Annotated in this window: 16 protein-coding genes and 2 tRNA genes; 14 read left to right on the top strand and 4 right to left on the bottom strand. The window is 67.9% G+C overall.

Features of this window, described 5'->3' with window-relative positions; all coding sequences use genetic code 11:
• Positions 1-52 precede the first annotated feature (52 nt).
• The 10 genes from ACRDSQ_RS33615 to ACRDSQ_RS33570 all read left to right on the top strand — a co-directional run bounded on the left by ACRDSQ_RS33615 (position 53) and on the right by ACRDSQ_RS33570 (position 9194).
• Positions 53-126: transfer RNA gene (locus ACRDSQ_RS33615), tRNA-Asp, on the top strand.
• Positions 127-332: 206 nt separating this feature from the next.
• A tRNA-Phe gene (locus ACRDSQ_RS33610) sits at positions 333-406 on the top strand.
• A 516-nt stretch (positions 407-922) separates the two neighbouring features.
• Positions 923-2344 carry a sugar transferase gene (locus ACRDSQ_RS33605; RefSeq protein WP_431426802.1) on the top strand — a complete coding sequence of 474 codons (1422 nt, stop codon included), beginning with the start codon at positions 923-925 and terminating at the stop codon, positions 2342-2344.
• Positions 2344-3579: a methyltransferase domain-containing protein gene (locus ACRDSQ_RS33600; RefSeq protein WP_431426800.1), complete on the top strand. Its 1236-nt coding sequence runs from the start codon at positions 2344-2346 to the stop codon at positions 3577-3579. The genes ACRDSQ_RS33605 and ACRDSQ_RS33600 overlap by 1 nt, the downstream gene beginning before the upstream one ends.
• Entirely contained in the window at positions 3576-4352 is a 777-nt protein-coding gene (locus tag ACRDSQ_RS33595) for a sugar phosphate nucleotidyltransferase (RefSeq protein ID WP_431426798.1), read from the top strand. Before ACRDSQ_RS33600 ends, ACRDSQ_RS33595 begins: the two co-directional genes overlap by 4 nt.
• Positions 4349-4999, top strand: a complete 651-nt coding sequence (locus ACRDSQ_RS33590) for a PIG-L deacetylase family protein (protein WP_431426797.1) — start codon at positions 4349-4351, stop codon at positions 4997-4999. The genes ACRDSQ_RS33595 and ACRDSQ_RS33590 overlap by 4 nt, the downstream gene beginning before the upstream one ends.
• 5 nt (positions 5000-5004) lie before the next feature.
• Positions 5005-6042, top strand: a complete 1038-nt coding sequence (locus tag ACRDSQ_RS33585; protein ID WP_431426795.1) for an NAD-dependent epimerase/dehydratase family protein — start codon at positions 5005-5007, stop codon at positions 6040-6042.
• The gene (locus ACRDSQ_RS33580; RefSeq protein WP_431426793.1) at positions 6039-7322 is read left to right on the top strand and encodes a DUF4910 domain-containing protein; all 1284 of its coding nucleotides are present in this window, start codon (positions 6039-6041) and stop codon (positions 7320-7322) included. Before ACRDSQ_RS33585 ends, ACRDSQ_RS33580 begins: the two co-directional genes overlap by 4 nt.
• Positions 7322-8296 carry a hypothetical protein gene (locus ACRDSQ_RS33575; protein ID WP_431426791.1) on the top strand — a complete coding sequence of 325 codons (975 nt, stop codon included), beginning with the start codon at positions 7322-7324 and terminating at the stop codon, positions 8294-8296. The genes ACRDSQ_RS33580 and ACRDSQ_RS33575 overlap by 1 nt, the downstream gene beginning before the upstream one ends.
• A 1-nt stretch (position 8297) precedes the next feature.
• The gene (locus ACRDSQ_RS33570; RefSeq protein ID WP_431426790.1) at positions 8298-9194 is read left to right on the top strand and encodes a glycosyltransferase family 2 protein; all 897 of its coding nucleotides are present in this window, start codon (positions 8298-8300) and stop codon (positions 9192-9194) included.
• A 54-nt stretch (positions 9195-9248) separates the two neighbouring features.
• On the opposite strand, the gene ACRDSQ_RS33565 is transcribed toward ACRDSQ_RS33570, so the two are convergent.
• Positions 9249-10307 (bottom strand): hypothetical protein, encoded by a 1059-nt coding sequence (locus ACRDSQ_RS33565; RefSeq protein ID WP_431426789.1) that lies wholly within the window; start codon positions 10305-10307, stop codon positions 9249-9251.
• Between the two features lie 276 nt (positions 10308-10583).
• Between ACRDSQ_RS33565 and ACRDSQ_RS33560 the strand changes: the two genes are divergently transcribed.
• Positions 10584-12044, top strand: a complete 1461-nt coding sequence (locus tag ACRDSQ_RS33560; RefSeq protein WP_431426787.1) for a lipopolysaccharide biosynthesis protein — start codon at positions 10584-10586, stop codon at positions 12042-12044.
• Here the strand turns inward: ACRDSQ_RS33560 and ACRDSQ_RS33555 are convergent.
• Positions 12041-13195, bottom strand: a complete 1155-nt coding sequence (locus tag ACRDSQ_RS33555; RefSeq protein WP_431426785.1) for a glycosyltransferase — start codon at positions 13193-13195, stop codon at positions 12041-12043. The two genes, ACRDSQ_RS33560 and ACRDSQ_RS33555, sit on opposite strands and share 4 nt — an antisense overlap.
• Before the next feature lie 268 nt (positions 13196-13463).
• Between ACRDSQ_RS33555 and ACRDSQ_RS33550 the strand changes: the two genes are divergently transcribed.
• Complete coding sequence (locus ACRDSQ_RS33550; protein WP_431426784.1) at positions 13464-17291, top strand: PA14 domain-containing protein; 3828 nt, start codon at positions 13464-13466, stop codon at positions 17289-17291.
• A gap of 184 nt (positions 17292-17475) precedes the next feature.
• The gene (locus tag ACRDSQ_RS33545) at positions 17476-18267 is read left to right on the top strand and encodes a hypothetical protein (protein WP_431426782.1); all 792 of its coding nucleotides are present in this window, start codon (positions 17476-17478) and stop codon (positions 18265-18267) included.
• 5 nt (positions 18268-18272) lie between these two features.
• On the opposite strand, the gene ACRDSQ_RS33540 is transcribed toward ACRDSQ_RS33545, so the two are convergent.
• Together ACRDSQ_RS33540 and ACRDSQ_RS33535 are read right to left on the bottom strand one after the other, a co-directional pair.
• Positions 18273-19151 carry a DUF6492 family protein gene (locus ACRDSQ_RS33540; protein WP_431426780.1) on the bottom strand — a complete coding sequence of 293 codons (879 nt, stop codon included), beginning with the start codon at positions 19149-19151 and terminating at the stop codon, positions 18273-18275.
• A 179-nt stretch (positions 19152-19330) separates the two neighbouring features.
• Positions 19331-20227, bottom strand: a complete 897-nt coding sequence (locus ACRDSQ_RS33535; RefSeq protein ID WP_431426778.1) for a DUF6492 family protein — start codon at positions 20225-20227, stop codon at positions 19331-19333.
• Between the two features lie 127 nt (positions 20228-20354).
• On the opposite strand from ACRDSQ_RS33535, the gene ACRDSQ_RS33530 reads away from it, so the two are divergent.
• The gene (locus ACRDSQ_RS33530; RefSeq protein ID WP_431426777.1) at positions 20355-21071 is read left to right on the top strand and encodes a hypothetical protein; all 717 of its coding nucleotides are present in this window, start codon (positions 20355-20357) and stop codon (positions 21069-21071) included.
• Positions 21072-21077: the final 6 nt, after the last annotated feature.

The raw sequence follows: 21077 nt of genomic DNA, 5'->3' as shown, positions 1-21077 counted from the left end.
CCCTTTCAAGGCGGCAGCGCGGGTTCGAATCCCGTTGGGGGCACGCAAGCGAGGCCCAGTGGCGCAGTTGGTTAGCGCGTCGCCCTGTCACGGCGAAGGTCGCGGGTTCGAGTCCCGTCTGGGTCGCTCGCTTTGGGTGCCCCCTGTCCATGGACAGCATGGACAGGGGCGCTCGCCGAAGCACTGGGGGGCGACCCCCCAGACCCCCACGGTGCGGCGGCCGGCGGAACCAGCGTGGTTCTGTTGGTAGGTCGCACCTTTCGGTATCAGGGGAAGCGATTTCGTTTGATCGCGCGTGAGTGTAGTACCGTAGTGACTGTGTGTAGTGGCTTGGCCAGGTAGCTCAGTTGGTACGAGCGACCGCCTGAAAAGCGGTAGGTCGGCGGTTCGACCCCGCCCCTGGCCACAGTGTGATCGACAAGAGGGCCGTCCCGACGCCGGGGCGGCCCTCTTCCGTGTTGCTCCATTGGGGAGCGGCCGCTGGGGTCTCCCGTGACTGCACGGCAGGGCGGTCACCCGTTCGTGGCGACGAACTGGCTGGTAGATGGCCGAAAACGGCTATTCGTCCGGCTTTCGGGCGATCCCGCCCGTGCCGAGGAGTAGTGCCGTCGCAGGTTGTAGCGGTGACGCCTAACCTGAATTCATCCTTGCGGGTTATAGAAAAACTCACTGTGCGTGTAACGGCTCCGTGGGCGCTAACGAATCAAGTAACCGACACCGGGTATCGGTCGGACGACCAGACACCCCGGTTGACCAGACTATTCAAAAGTTCGCAGGGGCTCTCGGGGACGCCCCGCAGTGCCGCACACCCGATCCAGCTGACCGGGGGAACACAATGCGTGACCAAGTGGGGTTCCCGCGACGAAGATCTTTGTGGTCTTCCGAGGCGGGGTTCCAGATGCCTCGCGATTCCCGACCACCTTTGCCCTCAGGCGAACCTTCCTCGCCGCCGGTCTCCACGTGGGAGTACCGCTACCGCCGCTCTGTCATCGTCAGCGACGTCCTGTGCGCGATCCTCGTCGTGGCCGCCATCGGTCCGCTCGTGGGTACGAGCCAGGGACTGTCCGGACCGCGCACGCTGATTCTCGGTTTGATCACCGTCGCGGTGGTCTTGTGCTCCGTGGCCATGAACCGGTCGTGGAACCGGTCCGCGCTCGGCCAGGGCGCCGAGGAGTTCGCGCGCCTGGGCCGCGGGCTGTTCTACGCCGACGTCGCCCTGGGTCTCGGCGGTCTCGCCTTCAGCGTCGAGACCATGCGGCCCTGGGTCTTCCTCGTGGTGCCCGCCGTCGGGCTCTTGGCCTTCCCGATGCGCTACGTCTTGCGCAAGCTGCTGCACCGGTCCCGGCGTGAAGGCCAGTGCCTGCTGCCGGTCATGGTCGCGGGCAACGCGACCGCCGCGCTCGACCTGATCACCCGCACCAAGCAGTCGGTGCACCTGGGCTGGCGCGTCGAGGCCGCCTGCACCTCCGACGCCCTCGACACCGACCTCGACGGCGTGCCCGTCGTCGGGCGCATCGAGGATGTCGCCGAACGCGTCCGCCGCGGCGGCTACCGCATCCTCGCCGTGGCCCCCGACCCGTATTGGACGCCGAAGCGGCTGCAGCAACTTGCCTGGAAGCTGGAAGGCAGCGGCGCCGACCTCGTCGTCGCGCCGATGCTGATGGAGGTGGCCGGACCCCGGCTGCACGTCAGCGCCGTGCTCGGGATGCCACTGCTGCACGTCAGCGCCCCCGCGTTCACCGGTGTGCGCCGCGTCGTCAAGGACGTGGTCGACCGGGTCGGCTCGCTCGTGCTGCTCGCCCTGCTGCTGCCCGTGATGATCGTCGCGGGCGCCGTCGTCGCGCTCGACAGCCGCGGGCCGGTGTTCTACCGCCAGCGCCGCGTCGGCAAGGACGGCCAGGAGTTCACCATCGTCAAGTTCCGCACGATGGTCGTCGGCGCCGACCGGATGGTCCACGACCTCGAGGCGTGCGACGAAGGCGCGGGCCTGCTCTTCAAGATCCGCAAGGATCCTCGGATCACCCGCTCCGGCGCCGTCCTGCGCCGCTTCTCGATCGACGAGATGCCTCAGCTGTTCAACGTGCTGCTCGGCCAGATGTCGCTGGTCGGCCCGCGGCCGCCGCTGCCGGAGGAGTGCGCCCGGTATGAGCCGGACGCGCGCAGGCGGCTGCTGGTCAAGCCGGGGCTCACCGGCCTCTGGCAGGTCAGCGGTCGCAGCGACCTGCCGTGGGACGAGTCGGTCCGGCTCGACCTGCGGTACGTGGAGGACTGGTCGCTCGCGCTCGACGCGGTGATCTTGTGGAAGACGATGCGTGCTGTTTTCAGCGGTCAAGGGGCTTACTGATGATGATGTGCCGACTCTGCGGCTCGACGAACCTCGCCGATGTCGTCGACCTTGGCGCCACTCCGCCCTGCGAGCGGTTTCTCACCGCCGAGCAGCTCGAGGAGCCGGAGACGACCTACCCGCTGCACCTGCGGGTGTGCGCGAGCTGCTGGCTCGCCCAGATCCCGCCGCTGATCAGCCCCGAGGACACCTTCACCGAGTACGCCTACTTCTCGTCGTACTCCACGTCCTGGGTCGAGCACGCGCGGACGTTCGTCGCCGAGACCGTCGAGCGGCTCGAGCTGAACTCATCGTCGTTCGTGGTCGAGGTGGCGAGCAACGACGGCTACCTGCTGCAGCACCTGGTGGCCCGTTCGGTGCCGTGCCTCGGGGTGGAGCCGTCGGTCAACGTCGGCGCGGTCGCCCGGGAAAAGGGCGTCCCGACCAAGAACGCCTTCCTCACCCCGGAGACGGGCGCGGAGGTGCGTGCCGAGCACGGGCCCGCCGATCTTGTCGTGGCGAACAACGTCTACGCGCACATCCCGGACGTCATCGGGTTCACCAAGGGCCTGCGGGCCATGGTCGCCGACGACGGCTGGGTGTCGATCGAGGTGCAGCATTTGCTCACCCTGATGGACCTCAACCAGTACGACACGATCTACCACGAGCACTTCCAGTACTACACGGTCGCGTCCGCGCAGCGCGCCCTCGCCTGCGGCGGGCTGACGGTGGTCGACGTGGAACTGCTGCCCACCCACGGCGGCTCCATCCGGCTCTGGGCGCGTCCGGACGAGGTGGCGGGCGAGCCGAGCACGCGGGTCCAGGATGTCCTCTCCCGGGAGAAGGCCGCGGGCCTGCACGAGCTGTCGGGGTACGCGGAGTTCGCCCAGCGGGTGGCGCGGGTGCGCCGCGAGCTGCTGAGCTTCCTCACCGCGGCGGCCGAGCGCGGCGAGACCGTGGTCGGCTACGGCGCGCCCGGCAAGGGCAACACGCTGCTCAACCACTGCGGCATCCGGCCCGACCTGCTGGCGTACACGGTGGACCGCAACCCGTACAAGCACGGCCGGTTCACCCCCGGCACGCGCATCCCGATCAGCGCACCGGAGCGCATCGCCGAGGACAAGCCCGACTACGTCCTCGTCCTGCCGTGGAACCTGCGGGCCGAGCTGACCGACCAACTGTCCTATGTGGCCGAATGGGGCGGGAAGCTGGTCTTCCCGATCCCGAACCTGGAAATCGTCGAGGTGGGGTCATGAAGGTTGTTCTCTTCTGCGGCGGTTACGGAACGCGGATGCGTACGGGCACGACGGCCGATGTGCCCAAGCCGATGCAGATGGTCGGCCCGCGGCCGCTCATCTGGCACGTCATGCGCTACTACGCCCACTTCGGGCACAAGGACTTCGTGCTGTGCCTGGGCTACGGCGCGCATCACATCAAGAACTTCTTCCTGGATTACCGGGAGACAGAGTCCAACGACTTCGTGCTCCGCGGTGGCGATCTCGAACTGCTCGCGACGGATATCTCCGACTGGACCATCTCGTTCGTGCAGACCGGGATCGAGTCGCCGATCGGCGAGCGGCTGCGTCGGGTCCGTCACCTGCTTGACGGCGACGAGATCTTCCTGGCGAACTACGCCGACGTGCTGACCGACGCGCCGCTTCCCGCGATCATCGACCGGTTCACCCAGTCCGACGCCGGCGCGTCGATGATGGTCGTGCCGCCCCCGGGCACCTTCCACTGCGTCGACATCGGCGAAACCGGGCTGGTGGAGGGCGTGACGCCGGTCGAGGAGATGCCGCTTTGGGTCAACGGCGGCTATTTCGTCCTTCGCCAGGAAGTCTTCGACCACATTCCGGAGAACGGCGACCTGGTGGCGGACGGGTGCACCGAGCTGGCCAAGCGCGGTAGCCTGCTCGCCTACCCGTACCGGGGCTACTGGCGGCCCACGGACACGGTCAAGGAGCGGGTGGCGCTGGATGAGGCGTACTCCCGGGGCGACCGGCCGTGGGCTCTGTGGGAGCCCCGGTGATCAGTCTCTCGACCCCGCGGCTCAGCCGGATCGCCGCGCTGGGCGCGCACTGCGACGACATTGCCATCGGTGCCGGCGCAACGCTATTCACCGTGTGCTCGGCGAATCCCGGAGTCCGGGTGGATGCGCTGGTGCTATCGGGCGGCGGCACAGCACGCGAGGAGGAGGAACACGCCGCGCTCGCGGCGTTCTGCCCTGGAGCTGATGTCCGGCTGACCGTGTTGAAACTGCCTGACGGGAGGCTGCCCGCGCACTGGGAGGAAGCCAAGGACGCCTTGGTGGACCTGCGTGGACGGACCATCCCGGATCTGCTGCTGGGGCCTAACCGGTCCGACGCGCACCAGGACCACCGGGGCTTGGCCGAACTGGTACCGCAGGTGTTCCGCGACCATCTGGTGCTGGGCTACGAGGTCGTCAAGTGGGACGGTGACCTGGGCAGACCCGCCGCCTACCAGCCCATGACAGCGGCGGTTGCCGAGACGAAGATCGCACTGCTGCAACGGAACTACCCGTCTCAGCGACACCGTCCATGGTACGACCGGGAGGTCTTCCTCGGTCTGGCACGGATCCGCGGCATCGAGTGCGGTTCTCGGTACGCAGAGGCGTTCCATGTCGACAAGGTCGTCCTCGACCTGGCTGGAAGGTGAGTTCGATGCGTGTTCTTCTGACCGGGCACCAGGGATATCTGGGCACTGTGATGGCGCCCATGCTCGCCGAGGCCGGCCATGAGGTGGTAGGGCTCGACTCGGGCCTGTTCGCGAGCTGTGTGCTCGGACCCGAGCCTGTCGATCCGCCCGGCCACCAGGTGGACCTGAGGGACGTGCCTGGCTCAGTGCTGGCCGGAGTCGACGCCGTCATCCACTTGGCTGCTCTCTCCAACGACCCGCTCGGCTCGCTCGCCCCGGATCTGACCTACGACGTCAACCACCGCGCGTCGGTCCGACTGGCCCGCCTTGCCAGGGACGCCGGGGTTCAGCGGTTCCTCTACGCCTCCACTTGCTCCGTCTACGGGGCGTCCGGAGCGGACGACGTGGTGGGCGAGGACGCCCCGCTGCGCCCGGTGACCCCGTACGCGGAGTCCAAGGTTCGGGTCGAGGGGGATTTGGTCGACCTCGCTGACGATGACTTCACCCCGGTGTCGCTGCGCAACGCGACCGCGTTCGGCTTCTCTCCGCGGCTGCGTGCGGACATCGTGCTGAACAACCTCGTCGGGCATGCCTGTCTGAGCGGCGAGGCGCGAGTGCTGTCCGACGGCAGCCCGTGGCGACCGCTGGTGCATGCCAAGGACATCGCCGCCGCATTCGTGGCCACCCTTGCCGCACCACGCGAAGCCGTGCACGCCAAGGCGTTCAACGTGGGGTGGGAGCAGAACAACCTGACCGTGGCGCAGATCGCGGGTGAGGTGGTCGAGGCCGTGCCCGGCGCCAAGCTGGTGATCACTGGCGAGCGTGGGGCCGACCCGCGCTCCTACCGGGTCGACTTCTCCCGGATCCGGGCCGCGGTGCCCGACTTCGACGCGGTGTGGACGGTCAAGGCCGGGGCCCTGGAACTGGCTGATGCCTATCGGCGATTCGGCCTGAGCCAGCAGGACTTCGACCGTCGCTTCACCCGCCTCGCGTACCTGTCCGACCGCCGCGACGCGGGCAAGCTGGACGAGACCTTGCGGATGCCGGCGAGGGAGGACCGGTGAGATCGGACGAACTGGGGCAGGAGCTGCACGCGCTGGTGGAACGGCTGTATCCGCTTTGCCGCAGCATCACCGGCGATGGTGTGCGCTCCACCCTGGCCATTGTCGACGAGCTCATTCCGTTGACCACGCACGAGGTCCCCACCGGGACCGAGGTGCTGGACTGGACCGTGCCACGCGAGTGGAACATCCGCGACGCCTACATCGCGGATGCGCGGGGCAGGCGGGTGGTCGACTTCCAAGCGTCGAACCTGCACGTGGTCGGCTACAGCACGCCGGTGGACGCCACGATGTCACTCGACGAGCTGCGTGGGCACCTGCACACGCTGCCCGGGCAGCCCGATCTGATCCCCTACCGGACGAGCTACTACCGGGAGGATTGGGGCTTCTGCCTGACCCAGCGGACGCTGGACGAGCTGCAGGAGGGCCAGTACCGGGTGGTGATCGACTCGACGCTGGCAGACGGGCACCTGACCTACGCCGAGCACGTCGTGCCGGGGCAGGTTGCCGATGAGGTGCTGATTTCGTGCCACGTCTGCCACCCGTCACTGGCCAACGACAACCTGGCCGGGATCGCCGTCGCCACAGCCCTCGCCCGACGGCTCGCGGGCACCACGCCGCGGTACACCTATCGGTTCCTGTTCGCACCCGGCACCATCGGCTCGATCACCTGGCTGGCCCGTAACCAGGAACGGATCGGCCTGCTCAAGCACGGCTTGGTCCTGGCGTGCGTGGGCGATTCCGGGGCACTGACCTACAAGAGCAGCAGGCGTGGGGACACCCGGATCGACCAAGCCGTGCGGCATGTTCTGGCTACTTCGGGCCGCCCGCACCGCATCGTGGACTTCTCGCCGTACGGATACGACGAGCGGCAGTTCTGCTCGCCTGGCTTCGATCTCGCGGTGGGCTCCCTGACCAGGAGCCCGTACGCGGGTTATCCCGAGTACCACACCTCGGGCGACACCCCTGACCTCGTCAAACCCGAGGCCATGTTGGACACCTTGGACACGCTCACGGACGTGGTCGGTGTGCTTGAGGGCGACCGGAACTACGTCAACCTCAGCCCCTTCGGCGAGCCGCAGCTCGGCAAACGCGGCCTATACGACGCTCTCGGTGGCTGGACTGATACCAAACAGGCGCAGCTGGCGATGCTCTGGGTGTTGAACCTGTCAGACGGCGGGCACAGCCTGCTCGACATCGCCGAGCGGTCAGGACTGCCGTTCACCGCGGTGGTCGCCGCCTCTGACGCGCTGCTCGGAGCCGACCTGCTCAAGGAGATCTGATGACGCTCAATCTTCGCGTCGGCGACTGGGTCGAGGTGCTCAGCGAGACGGAGATCCTGGCCACCCTGAACGAGCGGGGCGAGCTGGAGAATCTGCCGTTCATGCCGGAGATGGTGAAGTACTGCGGCCAGCGGCTTACCGTGCACAAGGTCGCGCACAAGGTGTGCGACACGGTCAGCGGTGCGGGCGGACTGCGCCGGATGACCGATGCGGTGCATCTGACCGGCGCCCGGTGCGACGGCTCGGGACATGGCGGCTGCCAGACCGCGTGCTCGATGTACTGGAAGGACAGCTGGCTTCGCAAGGTCGATGGACCCGCTCCCGCGCGGTCGGACGATCTCGCGACGGGCCGTCCGCTGCTCAAGCTGGTCGAGGTCAACGCCTGCAAGGAGCCGGACGCCGACGGCGCGGAGCGCTTCTCTTGCCAGGCCACGGAGTTGGTGCGCGCGACACCGCTGTGTCTGCCGTTCAAGAGCCCTGGACAGTATGTGCGGGACGTGCGCAGCGGCAACGCGGGCGTCATGGCCACGCTGCGGGCGATCTTCGTGGGACTCTTCAATCACTACCAGTACATATCCAGGAAGCTGCTGCCGAACCGGCTGCTGATCAAGGGTGGCGCGCCGTGGGGTTTCATCCGCGGACGGGTGACCGGCCGCACGCCGTCAGGCAAGTTGGACCTGCAGCCCGGTGAGGTGGTGCGGATCCGGTCGAAAGCGGAGATCGAGCGCACGCTCGACGTCAACCGGCTCAATCGAGGCATGGGCTTCGATGAGGAGATGGCACGTTTCTGCGGTTCGACCGCGCGGGTACTCAACCGCGTGGACCGGTGCATCGACGAGAAGACGGGTCGCATGCTGACCATGAAGAGCCCGTGCATAGTGCTCGACGGCTTGGTCTGCGCGGGCGCGTACAAAGGCAACTGTCCGCGCCAGTTCGTGCCGTTCTGGCGCGAGGTCTGGTTGGAGCGGGTGTGAGATGACCGGGCACAGCCTGTCTGGCGAGCTGGTGTCGATCTGTCTTCCGGTGCGCAACGGAGCCGAGCGGCTGGAGGAGGTTGTCCGGTCGGTGCTCGCGCAGGACCACGAACGCATCGAGTTGGTGATCTCCGACAATGCCTCCACCGACAGCACCGAGCAAGTGTGCCGGGAGCTGGCTCGGTCAGACCCGAGGGTCGTCTACCACCGTTATCCCGTGAACGTGGGGCTGCTGAACAACTTCGTCGGGGCGATGCGGTTGTCCAAGGGTCGGTACTTCCGCTGGGTCGGCGACGACGACTGGCTGGCGCCGGACTGCGTCTCCCACGCACTCGCCGAGTTCGCCGCCGACGATCGGCGCGTGCTGGTGACAACCCAGGTCGCCTACACCGGTGCGGATGGGATCACCCGCACCGACGACGGCTACGACGGGGTCAAGCTCGCATCCGCCGACCCGATCGTGCGGTTCACCGAGATCCTGCGGCTGCTCAATGAGAGCCCGCTGCTGATCGATCCGCTGTACGGTCTGGTCCGCCGCGGGCCGGTGGCGCCCATCCCGCGCCGCAACATGCTCAAGGAGGACGAGGTGTTCGCCACCAAACTGGCGCTGGCGGGCCCCTGGGGGCATGTGCCGAAGGTTCTGGCCCATCGCAACACCCGCACCGAGCGCATCGCCTCGATCGCCCGCAGGCTGGGCGTGCCGCCATGGCAGGCGCATCTGTCGAGCGCACTGCAGGCGCGGGAGATGTTTCGCTGGCTTCCGCATGCGGGACTGACGCCTGAGCAGTTGCGCTCCGCGCAGGTCGCGGTGGGGCGGATGTACCTGCGCCGCCAGCGCCGGACCTATGCCCACCGCGGTCGCAAGCTCGTCGGGATGGCCGCGGCCCTGGTGCGCTGAGAGCGCATCTCAGAACTGGCACGCCAGTTCTGAGATGCGCTCTCAGGGATCAGGTCAGGCTGGGCAGGGGATTGCCTGCTTGGTGCTGGTCAGCCGGTACGAGGAGTCGATCGTCACGGCGGTGTTGTCCGCCCACTGGTCGATCTCGCCGCAGAGGCCTTCGGTGTGCGCCGGACCGTAGGTCCAGGTGCCGTTGACCACCCGGTTGCCGGTGACCACCCAGGACGCGCCCGGCTGCGGCCACAGGAACAGCGAGTAGACCCCACCCATGATCAGGTTGTCGGTGATCCGGGCGCCCCGGGTGCCACCGTTGGTGTTGGAGTGCACGTAGATCGGCGCGTTGTAGCCGATCTTGAGGTCGCACACGCCGTCGGTGGGAACACGACCGCCGCAGAGGTCGACGGTGTTGTGGTCGAACACCAGGTTGCCCGACGCCGGGTAGTCCTGGATGCCGTCGGCATGCGTCGACGGATCGTTCGTGCAGAGCTTGATGAAGCTGTCGCGAACGGTGATGTTGGGGGCGCTTGCTCGGATGCCGTCGCCGAACCCGCGGATGTGGACCCGCTCAACCGTGAAGTTGCCCGTGCCGATCGCGGTGTCGGTGCTCTTGCAGGTTGTGGTGCCCACCGTGGAGTCGGTGATCGTGAACGGGAAAGCGCCGTCGATGTCGGCGTTGTCGTCGTAGTTCAGGACGGAGCCGTCGATCTGTGAATTGCGGATCACCACGTTATTGGCTCGAATGAGCAGGGTGCCGGTGATGTGCATGCCGTCGATCACGGCGCCCGGCGTCTTCACGAACAGGTTGCCCGCGTGCTGGCGCAGGACGGTCCCTGGGCGCACGCCCGTGCATGCCGCCGAGGGGTAGCCCGCGCAGGGGCTGGTGCCGGGCTGCGAGTTGGGTGCGGGGGCCGTCGTGGTGGTGAGCTTCCGGGTGGTCGACAGATCCGAGGTCGCCGTGGGATTCGGTGAGGGCTCAGTACTGGTGGTCGAGGCCGAGGCCGAGGCCGAGGTGGTCGTCGTGCCGGGTGGGCTGCTTGGGCCAGAAGTGGGCAGCGCTTGGCCTGCAGGCTGACAGGCGGCCAGCGCCGTACAGAGCAGGGCAACGCCGATCATGTTCCGAGGAAACATCAAAACCCTTTGGTATGCGACTTCAGACCGTGGGACCCTAACCCGACACGGCTTGATAACAAATAGATATACGTGTGATTTACGGCATTTAGTCTAGCAAATTTCATGACCAAGTCCGACACTGGCGCAGTGGAAATTTTCTCACCGGAATGGATTGTCGAATATCCCCACGGTAACGCTATGCCCGCACGCGGCGAACATACCGACGAAGGAGCGTACGCGCGCTGCCAGTGAGGAGTCCGGTGAGACCTGTGGGCCGTGATGGCTGAGGCCGGCCTGTCCGCGGGCGTGCGGTGGAGCGGCATCTCGATGGTGGGCCGGGAACTGTCCCGGATCTTGTTCACCATCGCGCTGGCCCGACTGGTCGGCCCCGAGGCGTTCGGCATCGTGGCGCTGGCCGTGGTGTACATCGGCATCGTCGGCCTGCTGCTTGACCAGGGCTTCTCGAGCGCGCTCATCCAGCGTCCGCGGGTCGAGCCGGACATGCCGGGCGCCATCGTCACCGTCAATCTGGCGGTCGGGGTCGTTCTCACGGCTCTCACTCTGGTGGTGTCGCCGCTTTGGGCCGACTTCATGTCCACCCCGGAGCTGAGCTGGGTGCTGGCCGCCCTGGCGCCGAGCCTGTTCATCCGGGCCATGTCGATCACCCCGCGAGCGATGCTCCTGCGCGGTATGGATTTCCGCAAGATCGGCATCGCCGACATCGCCGCCGCGGTGGCGGGTGGCGCCCTAGGCGTGCTGGTGGCGCTGCTCGGCGGCAGCTATTGGGCGATCGTCGTGCAGATCGTCAGCACCGATGTCGTGCTGGTCGCGGTGCTGCTGCTCGTCGGCGCGGGCAGCAGGCCGAACCTGCGTCTGCACCGCCTGCGCGAGATCGCGGGGTTCTCGTGGCGCGCGTTCGCCGCCGGACTGCTGATCAACTCAGTGTCGCGCAACATCGACAACCTGCTGGTCGGCCGGTTCCAGGGGCCGGAGGCGCTGGCGTACTACGGCCTGGCCTACCGGCTGCTCCTGCTGCCCGTGCAATTGGCGAGCCAGACGGTGGGGGCCGTGCTGTTCCCCGCTTTCTCCAGGCTCGCGGGCGATCTGGCCGCGCTGCGCGTCGAGTTGAGTCGTGCCACCAGGGCACTCGCGGTGCTCGCCTTGCCCGCGATGGCCCTCGTGGCGGCCGCCGCGCCACAGGTCGTGCTCTTGCTCTTCGGCGCGGACTGGGCCGCCGCGGTGCCGATCGTGCAGGTGCTGGCGATGGCCGGGGCGATGCAGGCGATCTACCACCCGTCGACCGCCCCGCTGGTCCTCGGGCTGGGTCACGCTGGGCTCAACCTGCGCTACGCCTGGCTCACCACGATCGTGTCCATCGTCGGCATCGTGGCAGGCCTGCCGTTCGGTCCGCTGGGGGTCGCCGTGGGCTACAGTGCGGCCACCGCGCTGCTCGTGCCGGTCGAGTGGGCGATCCGGCGCAGGCTGCTCGGTCTCAGCGTCTGTGGGCAGGCTGGCGCGCTTGTGCCGGGACTGCACATCGGCATGTGGGCCGCCGCGACCTACCTGCTCGTCGCGGTCACCATCCAGGGGCCGAAGGCGCTCGTGCTGGCGGTCGGGCTGCCGGTGGCAGGCGCGGTCGCTTTCGCGGTTCTGCGCCTGGCGCACCGGCCCCAACTCGACGAGCTGACCTACATGGCCGCCCGGATCGTGGGCAGGCGGTCGGCGCCCGCGGCTATCTAGTCGATCGCGGCGTCGACCACGGGTCGCATGCGCCGCTGCCAGGACACCTCGTCGAGGAAGCGCAGACGCCGCTCCTCGCCTGCCCGGCCCATCACGACCGCCTTCGCCAAGGCGGTGGCCCAGTCCTCCGGTCCGCGCAGTAGCACCCGTTCGTCGTCCACGCCGCGAACCGGCGGGTTGTCCACCGAGAGGACAGGCAGCCCGGCCGCCAGGTACTCGTAAAGCTTGAGCGGTGACATCGCGCGGATGCCTGCCTGGTCGCGGTGCGGGATGACGCCCACATCGCAGGCCTGGACGGTCGCGGCGAGCTCCCGCTGGCCGACGCTGTCGAAAACGTGGACCCCGTCGAGCGTCCGCAGCCAGCGAACGGTGCCGGGATCCCCATGGTGGCCGATCATGATGAGGGATCCGACCCGGGCCGCCGTCGCCCGCACCAGGTCGCGTTCCAGCCGGTCGTCGATGGTGCCCGTGTAGATCGCGCGCGGACCCGGCAGTTCGGCGATCCGCGGCGGGGCGGGGTGGTGCGACCGCCATACGTCGGGGTCGACCCCGTTCGGCACGACCGTCACCCGGGGCGACATGCGCGTGGCGAGTTCTTCCGACACCGCGAACATCGCGACCTTGCGCTCGTCCATGACCTGGTACGCCTCGCGGAACACCGGCCACCACGGGCGCACGCCTTCGCCGGTCGCCCAGTCGTCCTGGCCGAAGTACACGATGCGGCTGATCCAGGGCGCGTCACAGAATGCCGCCACGAACGGGTGATAGGTGACGAGAGCCGCCGACTTCGGCGCGGGCAGGCGCTCACCGCGCACACGGCCCAGCGCACGGCCAAGTAGGTCGCTGTAGGCCCGGTACGCCCGCTCGACGGCGCCGATACCGGTCGGGTCGGCGGTGCGCGCGCGGTGCGGTCGCACCCGGAACGCGGACCGCCCACCGATCGTCAGCGGCTCGGTCAGCCGCGTTCGCCGCCCCCGCGCCACCGATGCCGGATAGGACCGCCAAGGGTCGGCCACCAGTAGGTTGTCGACCCGTTCGTCGCGGGCCAGCGCGAGCAGCGTCTGGTCCGGTGGCCTGCAGAACTCACGGTTGACCGTGTCTTCGAACATCTCAAGTGAGTAAGTGAAGACGACATCGGTCATGGTCGGCATAAAGCTGTTCCTCCTTGGGGGACATCGCCTAGATCGAGGTGGCGGGGTTCCCCGTTACCGATCTGCCAAACGCCGTTTGTCGATCGCGATTTGGTCTTTGCGGTAACACGATTGGGTGATCTCCCGATCCAGGTCATATCACCGTCCGGGCGGCCGCTCGGCCGGTTTCCGCGCGGCGAGTGGAGTACGGAAAGTGACGGAGCGGGCTCTGGCGCGAACAGTGGCGGCGCTGTTCCTCGTGCTGTCCACAGTGGCCACAGGAACAATCTTGACACCGTTGCCGGCCGCCGCGATCCCGCCATCGGATTTCCAGACCTCCCTGGTCGTGGGCGACGGCCTTGACGGCGCTTCGGGATTCGAGATCGCGCCGGACGGCCGGATCTTCATCCTCGAACGCGGCGGCAAGATCAAAGTTGTCAAGGACGGCCAACTCCTGCCCACACCGTTCGCAGATCTGCCCTCGGAGACCACGGGAGACCGCGGTCTCATCGGCATCGCGTTCGATCCCGAGTTCGGGGTGGCCAACCACTATGTCTACTTCTATTACACCGGCAACGACCTGCTCAACCACCTGGTGCGGTTCAGCGCGGCGGACGATGTCGGCACCGACGGTCCGTACCAGCTGTTCCAGACGGAGTCGCCGTCGCACCTGCTGCACGTCGGCGGCAGCATCCGGTTCGGGCCGGACGGGAAGCTGTACTTCGCCGTGGGGGACAACGGTGACGGCGAGAACGCCCAGAACCTGGGGAATCCGCACGGCAAGATCCTGCGCATCGACAAGGACGGCACGATCCCGGCGGACAACCCGTTCGTCGGCCAGCCCGGCAAGCTCGACTCCATCTGGGCCTACGGCTTCCGCAACCCGTGGCGGTTCCAGTTCGACCCGGCCACGGGTGAGATGTATGGCGGCGACGTCGGCAACTACACGTGGGAGGAGGTCAACCACATCGTCCGCGGCGGCAACTACGCCTGGCCTCGGCATGAGGGGCCGTGTCAAGCCGACTGCGCGGGCTACATCGACCCGATCCACGCCTACAACCACAACGGCGCCAGTGCCGCGGTGACCGGTGGCCCTGTGTACCGCGGCACGATGTTCCCCCCGGAGTACCAAGGCAGCCTGTTCTTCGGTGACTACGCGCAGGGGTTCATCAAGCGGGCGGTGCTCAACCCCGACGGCACGGTCGCCTCCGTGCACGACTTCGACACCCAGGCCGGGTCCGTCGTCGATATGAAAGTCGCGCCGGATGGCGCCCTCTACTACGTCACCTACTGGCCGGGCGCGCTCTACCGGGTCAGTTACAGCACCACCTCGCACGTGCCCGTCGCGTCCGCGTCCGCCGACCTGACCAAGGGCGTCGAACCGCTCACGGCCCAGTTCTCGAGCGCGGGCAGCAGCGATCCCGACGGCGACCCGCTGACCTATCAGTGGGACTTCGGCGACGGCGCGGGCAGCACCGAGGCCAACCCGACACACACCTATTCGGCGGTGGGTGTCTACACCGCACGGCTCACCGTGTCCGCGGCAGGCGACTCGACGCCCGCACGGCCCATCGTGATCCAGGTCGGGGTGCCGCCCACTCTCACCGTGTCCACGCCTGTCGACGACCAGCTCTACCGGGCGGGCGACACGATCAACTACACCGCGTTCGCCACCGACGGCGCGGGTTTCGACCTCAACGACGCCGGGCTCAAGACCGTCGTCCGATTGCGCCACGGCACCCACTACCACCCGTTCGTCGGGCCGCTGACCGGCCGCGCGGGCTCCTTCACGATCCCGGCCACCGGCGAGGCATCGGCCGACACGTCCTACGAGCTCACGGTCACCGCGACCGACAGCAACGGGCTGTCCACGTCCAGGTCGGTCACCATCCGGCCGCGCACGGCCGACTTGACCTTCGCCACTTCGCCCCCAGGGCTGGGCGTGCTGCTCGACAGCATCCCGGTCGCCACTCCGCACACCGTCGCGGGCGTCGCTGGGTTCCAGCGCGGCCTGACCGCGCCGGACCGCGCCACCGGGGCGGACGGCGCCCGGCTGCAGTTCGCCGGCTGGTCCGACGGCGCCCCGATCCGGCACACCGTCGCCACCCCCGACACCGACACCACCTACACCGCCACCTACGTGCCCGACGTGCCATACACCGGTGAGTACTTCGACAACCAGACCTTGGCGGGCGCGCCAGTGCTGACCCGGCAGGACCCGGCCGTCGACTTCGCCTGGGGCGAGGGCCAGCCGGGCCCCGGGATGCCCGCGGACGGGTTCTCCGTGCGCTGGACCAAGCGGCAGTGGTTCGGCGCGGGAAGGTACAAGTTCACCGTGCGGGCTGACGACGGCATCCGCCTGTACCTCGATCACAGACCGGTGATCGACCAGTGGAACGGCCCGGCGTCGGTCGACTCGTCCCACACCGCTGATCTCGGCGAGGGAGAGCACACGGTGCGGGTTGAGTACCGGGAAGGCGGCGGCGGAGCATCGGCATCGATGACCTGGGCGGGCACGGTCGACCAGCCGGATCAGTCCTTCCACGCCGCGTACTGGAACCTGGCGAGTCTGGCCGGGCCGCCGTCGATTCCCGCTGGGCCGCCCACGCTCAGCCGCGCGGAACCGGTGATCGACCACGAGTGGGGCGGCGGATCTCCGCACGCCACGGTCAGCCCCGACCTGTTTGTCGCGCGGTGGACCAGGACGCTGAATCTGGCGCCAGGGGAGTACGAGTTCACCGCCACCGCGGACGACGGCGTCCGGCTGTTCATCGATGGCGCGGCGGTGATCGACAAATGGGTCGACCAGGCCCCGTCCACCTACACCGCGCGGCTGCCGATGGACGGCGCGCCGCACAGCTTGGTCATGGAGTATTACGAGCACGGGTTCGGCGCGACGGCGAAGCTGGCGGTCCGCAGGATCGGCTCGATCCCGGACCCACCCGCCTACCAGGCCGAGTACTGGAACAACCCGGACGGCGGCAGCGGTCCCGCGATCCCTACTCGCCCCCCCGATCTGGCCCGGGCCGAGGAAGCGGTCAACGGCGTCTGGTACAGCGGATCGCCTGGCGCGCCGATAACCCCGGACAACTTCGTCGCCCGGTGGTCGCGCACGGACGTGCTGTCGGCGGGGCTCTACCGGTTCAGCGGGGTGAGCGACGACGGCATCAGGGTTTTCGTCGACGACATCCCGATCGTCAACCTGTGGCAGCCACAGAGCGCCCCATTCAGCGTCGACAAGGTTCTCACCGCCGGGCCCCACGACATTCGGGTGGAGTACTTCGAAAGCGGTGGCGACGCGCAGGCGGTCGTCTCCTACAGCCGGGTTGGGGACGTGCGACCGGAGGACGGGTACTTCACCGCCAACTACTTCGGCAACTCGGAGTTGGCAGGCGCTCCGGTGCTCATCCGCGACGAACCGCGGATCGACCACAGGTGGGCGGGCGCGTCGCCTGGCCCGCAGGTCCCGGTGGACAACTTCTCCGCGCGGTGGACCAAGACCGTGCGGGTTCCCGCGGGCGACTACAAGTTCACCACCACGACTGACGACGGCGTCCGGCTGTTCGTCGATGGCGCGCTTGTCATCGACTATTGGGTGCTGCAAGGACCGACCGCGCATTCGGCTGTGGTGACGCTGGCCGAAGGCCCTCACCAGATCGTGATGGAGTACTTCGAGGCGGGCGCGGGTGCGACGGCGCTGTTGGAGTACGGGCCGACCACGGAGCCGCCGCCCCCGGCCGTGGACCCGTTCGCGGCGGAGTACTTCGGCAACCCGGACCTGGCCGGTCCACCGACCGTGACCCGGTCCGACGTCGCGATCGACTTCGACTGGGGGCAGTCCGGCTCGCCCGACCCAGCGGTGCCCACGGACTTCTTCTCAGCGCGGTGGACCCGGACCAAGGATTACCCGGCGGGCGCCTACCGGTTCACCGTGAGCGGGGACGACGGCATCCGGCTGAGCGTCGACAGCGTCCTGGTGATCGACGGCTGGCGCGACCAGTGGCTGACCTCCTACACCGCCGACGTCGACCTCGCGGCGGGCGACCACACCGTGGTCATCGAATACTACGACCGCACCGGCGGCGCGATCGCGCGTTACTCGGAAACCAGGCTTTAGCACTGTGCTTGACGGCAGGACGAAACCGCGATCCAGCTACGCGGCAGAGTGCTGGTGAGGCTGGATGGGTGACCTGGACCATGCGATCGTTGTAACGGTGTGTTGTCAACAAGCGATTTCCCAGCCGAAGGGGATCGGTAGGGCCCGCTGTGTTCCGGCGTGTGACTAGAGGGGTCGAGGGAAGATGGATTTCTGGAAAACCATCCTGTCCCTCATTCGGCGGAAGCGGGTCGGCATCCCGCTGCTCGCCGCGTCCGTCATGATGGGAACGCTGGCTTTCCTGATCGTGCCCGCGCGCTACACCTCCAGCACGATGCTCGTGCTGACCACACCCGCGTCCGGCGCCACGCTCACCCCGGACCGACCGACGGGCCTGACCAATCCGCTGCTCAACTTCGACGACGGTCTCAAGACCACTTCCGCCATCCTGATCCAGGTGCTGAACACCCGGGAGACCCAGCGCGAGTTGGGAGCGGGCGACGGCTCCGGCAAGCTCGTGGTCAACGACGGCGGCGGCAGGCCGGAGATGTACGGCTCCAACGGCCCATTTGTCTACATCGAAGCCGTCGGCTTGTCGGTCGAAAAGACCCGGATGCTGGTGGATCGGGCGCTGCAGCGGGTCCGGGACGAGCTGCTCAACCGGCAGAAGGCACTCAACGCCCCGCCGAGCAGCTTCATCACCGCCATCGACGTTGTGCAGCCCTCGGCTCCCGAGACAGTGCGCGGGACGCAGATCCAGCTCACTCTCTCCGCGCTTGTCTTCACCTTCGTGGCCGGACTCGCCGGTGTCTACGGCGTCGGGCGCACACGCGCCGCCCGACGCGGGCTGACGCCGGAGCAGCCCGCTGTTGAGCAGAATGTGGACGGGACAGCGACAGTCAAGTTCGCCCCTGTGCCGAGGCCGGCCGCCAACGGCAACCAGGCCACGGAAGCCAAGGTCAACGGTTCGGGAGCTAGCGAACACGTCCGCCGCTGACCCGATCAGGCGCCGTCGCCGTCCTGCGACACGATCTCCTCGCAACGGCGGATGGCCGCGTGCCGAATCGCGTGCGGGGTGGCGGAGTTGCCCGCGATCATCATGCCGATGGCCTCAGGCTTGAGCTGATCGGCGAAGCTGAGCGCGTCATCGAGGTTCAGGGCGGTCTGCTCGTAGTTGGCATGGCACAGGTTGTCGCCCGCGGGTTGCCGCGCCGTACCGAGGAGCTGGTCCACGAACACTCCGTAGACGATGAACTCGGAGATGTGCAGCTGCGATGTGAAGGCGTCGAGCCAGTGCTTGCCGGTCGTCTCGGTGATCCGCCGCAGCATGGCGCGCACAATGGCCGGATCCCACACACCGAGGGCGTTGACGTAGTCCGGCAGCGGTGGCGGTGGCGGCGAGGGCAGTCCGAGCAGGTCATGGGCGACCTGGTGCCAGTGGACGTGTCGGCGCATGTCGCTGTGGACGCCATTCTCCATGCGGTACAGCATTGGTCTGCCATCGATGCGCAGCCGGTCGTCGCTCGTGTGGCGTACCAGGACCGCGTCCGAATCGGCGATCAGGACGACATCGGCCTCGACGGTGGCCGCCGCGGCGATCTTGGCCGCCTGCTGCATGATCCAGCCGCGCACTGGCGGCCACGGTCGGCGACCGTTGAGCCAGATTCCCGACGGAAAGCGCACATAGCGCCGGGGCAGCAGCTCGGGGTGGGTCCAGATCCGGCAGCGGCGGCCCGCGTACCTGGCGAACGTCGACCTGTGCGCCGCGGGCACGATCAGGTGGTGGACGGTGTCCTCTGGCGTGCGGTCGAGCACCGAGCGATGAAGGTCCGCGAACAGCGGCGCGTCCGGTCGCCAGGTGGGCGTGATCACCGCGAGCATGTCTGCTCCGGCATGGACACTCCGTCGGCACGCTGCTCGGTCATCCGTCGCCCGTCTTTCGATTCGCCCATATCGCCCATAACGAAGAACACCAACCGTATCGGTTGTCAGCGGTTTGTGTATCAGTCGGCGTGATCCCGCAGTGTGGTGACTGTGGGTAGCCCATGCGGGGGATGCGGTCAGCGTCCCAAGGAGTGATCGCCGCCCGCGGCTTCCACGCACCGCTGGATGGCCGAATGCCGGATGTCTCGCGGGGTGTTCGACTTGGCGGAGATCATCATCCCCACGGCGTCATCGCCGAGCTGGTCCGCGAAGGCGAGCGCTCTCGCGGAGTCCAGCGGCTGGGTGTCCCAGTAGTTGTGGCAGATCGTGCTGTTCCCGGGCAGCGCCCGCTCGTCGGCCATCGCGATCTTGTCGACGAACACCCCGTACAGGATGAACTCCGAGATCTGCAGCCTGCGGGTGAACGCGTCGATCCATGAACGACCGGTCACCTCCTCGACTTGCCTTTGCATAGCCCGAACAACGCCGGGACTCCACACGTTGAGCGCGCTCACATAGTCCGGTAATGGCAGCTCCTGGTCGGGCGGTAGGCCCAGTAGGCTGCGTGCCACGTGGTGCCAGCGGATGTGGTCAGCCATCCCCTCGTGCACCGCGGCGGGCAGCCGGTAGAGCTGGAGCCTGCCCTCGGTGACGAACGTCGCCGCGGTGATATCGCGGACGAGCACCACGTCGGAGTCGGCCATCAGCACGACCTCGGCGTCCAGTGCCGCGGTCGTCGCGATCTTGAGGGCTTGCTGCATCACCCAGCCGCGCACCGGTGGCCACGGGCGCCGTGCGTTGATCCGCATCCCGGACCGCGGTAGCGGCAGGTAGCGCCGCGGCAGCAGTTCGGAGGCTGTCCACAAACGACAGCGGGGGCCGGCGAACCGCGCGAATAGCCCCCGGTCGATGTCGGCCACGATCACGTGGTGGGTCACTCGATCGCCGGTGTGCCGCAGCACGGACCGGTGCAACTCGGCGAACAGATCGACGTCGGGGGCGTAGCTCGGCGTTACGACGGCCAATTCGGTCATTTCCAGTAGCTCCACGTCGGCGCCAGATCAGGGTCGCTGGCGGGATGCCCATCCTCATCGGTATCGGTGTGTCGTATCCGCCGTTACCGGTAACACCCCCCTGGTCGGCGAGCGATGCACTGACCGTATGGACATCTGGCAGACGATCCTCGTGGTGCTCCGGCGGTGGTATGTGTCACTGCCGGCGTTCGCGCTGTCCATCCTGCTCGCGCTCGCCGTATGGGCGACCGCGCCCAAGGTGTACCAGTCGACCACCGTGCTGGTGCTGATGTTGCCCCCGAGCGGGGCCAGCCAGTCCGCCGATCCCGATCGGACGCCCGACCAGACCAATCCGCTGCTCAACTTCGACCGTGGCCTGTCCATCTCGGCCACGATCCTCATCGAGGCTCTGCGCGACCCGGGGATCGCCGCTCAACTCGGCGTCGCGCCCAGCGGAAAGACCTGGTACGAGGTGACCAATGGCAGCACTAATCCCGAGCTGCTGATCACCGGACCGTTCGTGTTCGTCCAGGGCAGCAGCGACACCCCCGAGGGCGCGCGGGAGATCGTGGCCAAAGTCACCGAACGGGCGAAGGTCGAACTGGGCAGCAGGCAACGGCAGGTCAACGCCCCGTCGTCGACATTCATCAGCGCGATCGAGGTGGTGCCGCCGACGACGCCCGCCGCGCACGGCGGGAGCCGAATACGTGCCGCGGCCGCCGCGGGGGTGCTCGGCGTCCTGGCGGCACTGGTCGCCACGTTCGGCTTCGAGAGCGCGATGAGCGCCCGCACGCGCCGCCGGGCAGGCGCCGCGCGGCCCACGCGTTCCGGCTCGCCCACACTCGAACCCAGCGCTTCCGGCTGAGCCCGA

The sequence above is a fragment of the Actinokineospora sp. genome (assembly GCF_050699995.1).
In the GTDB taxonomy this organism is placed as follows: Bacteria; Actinomycetota; Actinomycetes; order Mycobacteriales; family Pseudonocardiaceae; genus Actinokineospora.
The sequence above is the reverse complement of the archived record's forward strand: the minus strand, read 5'-3'. Positions and strand labels throughout refer to the sequence as shown.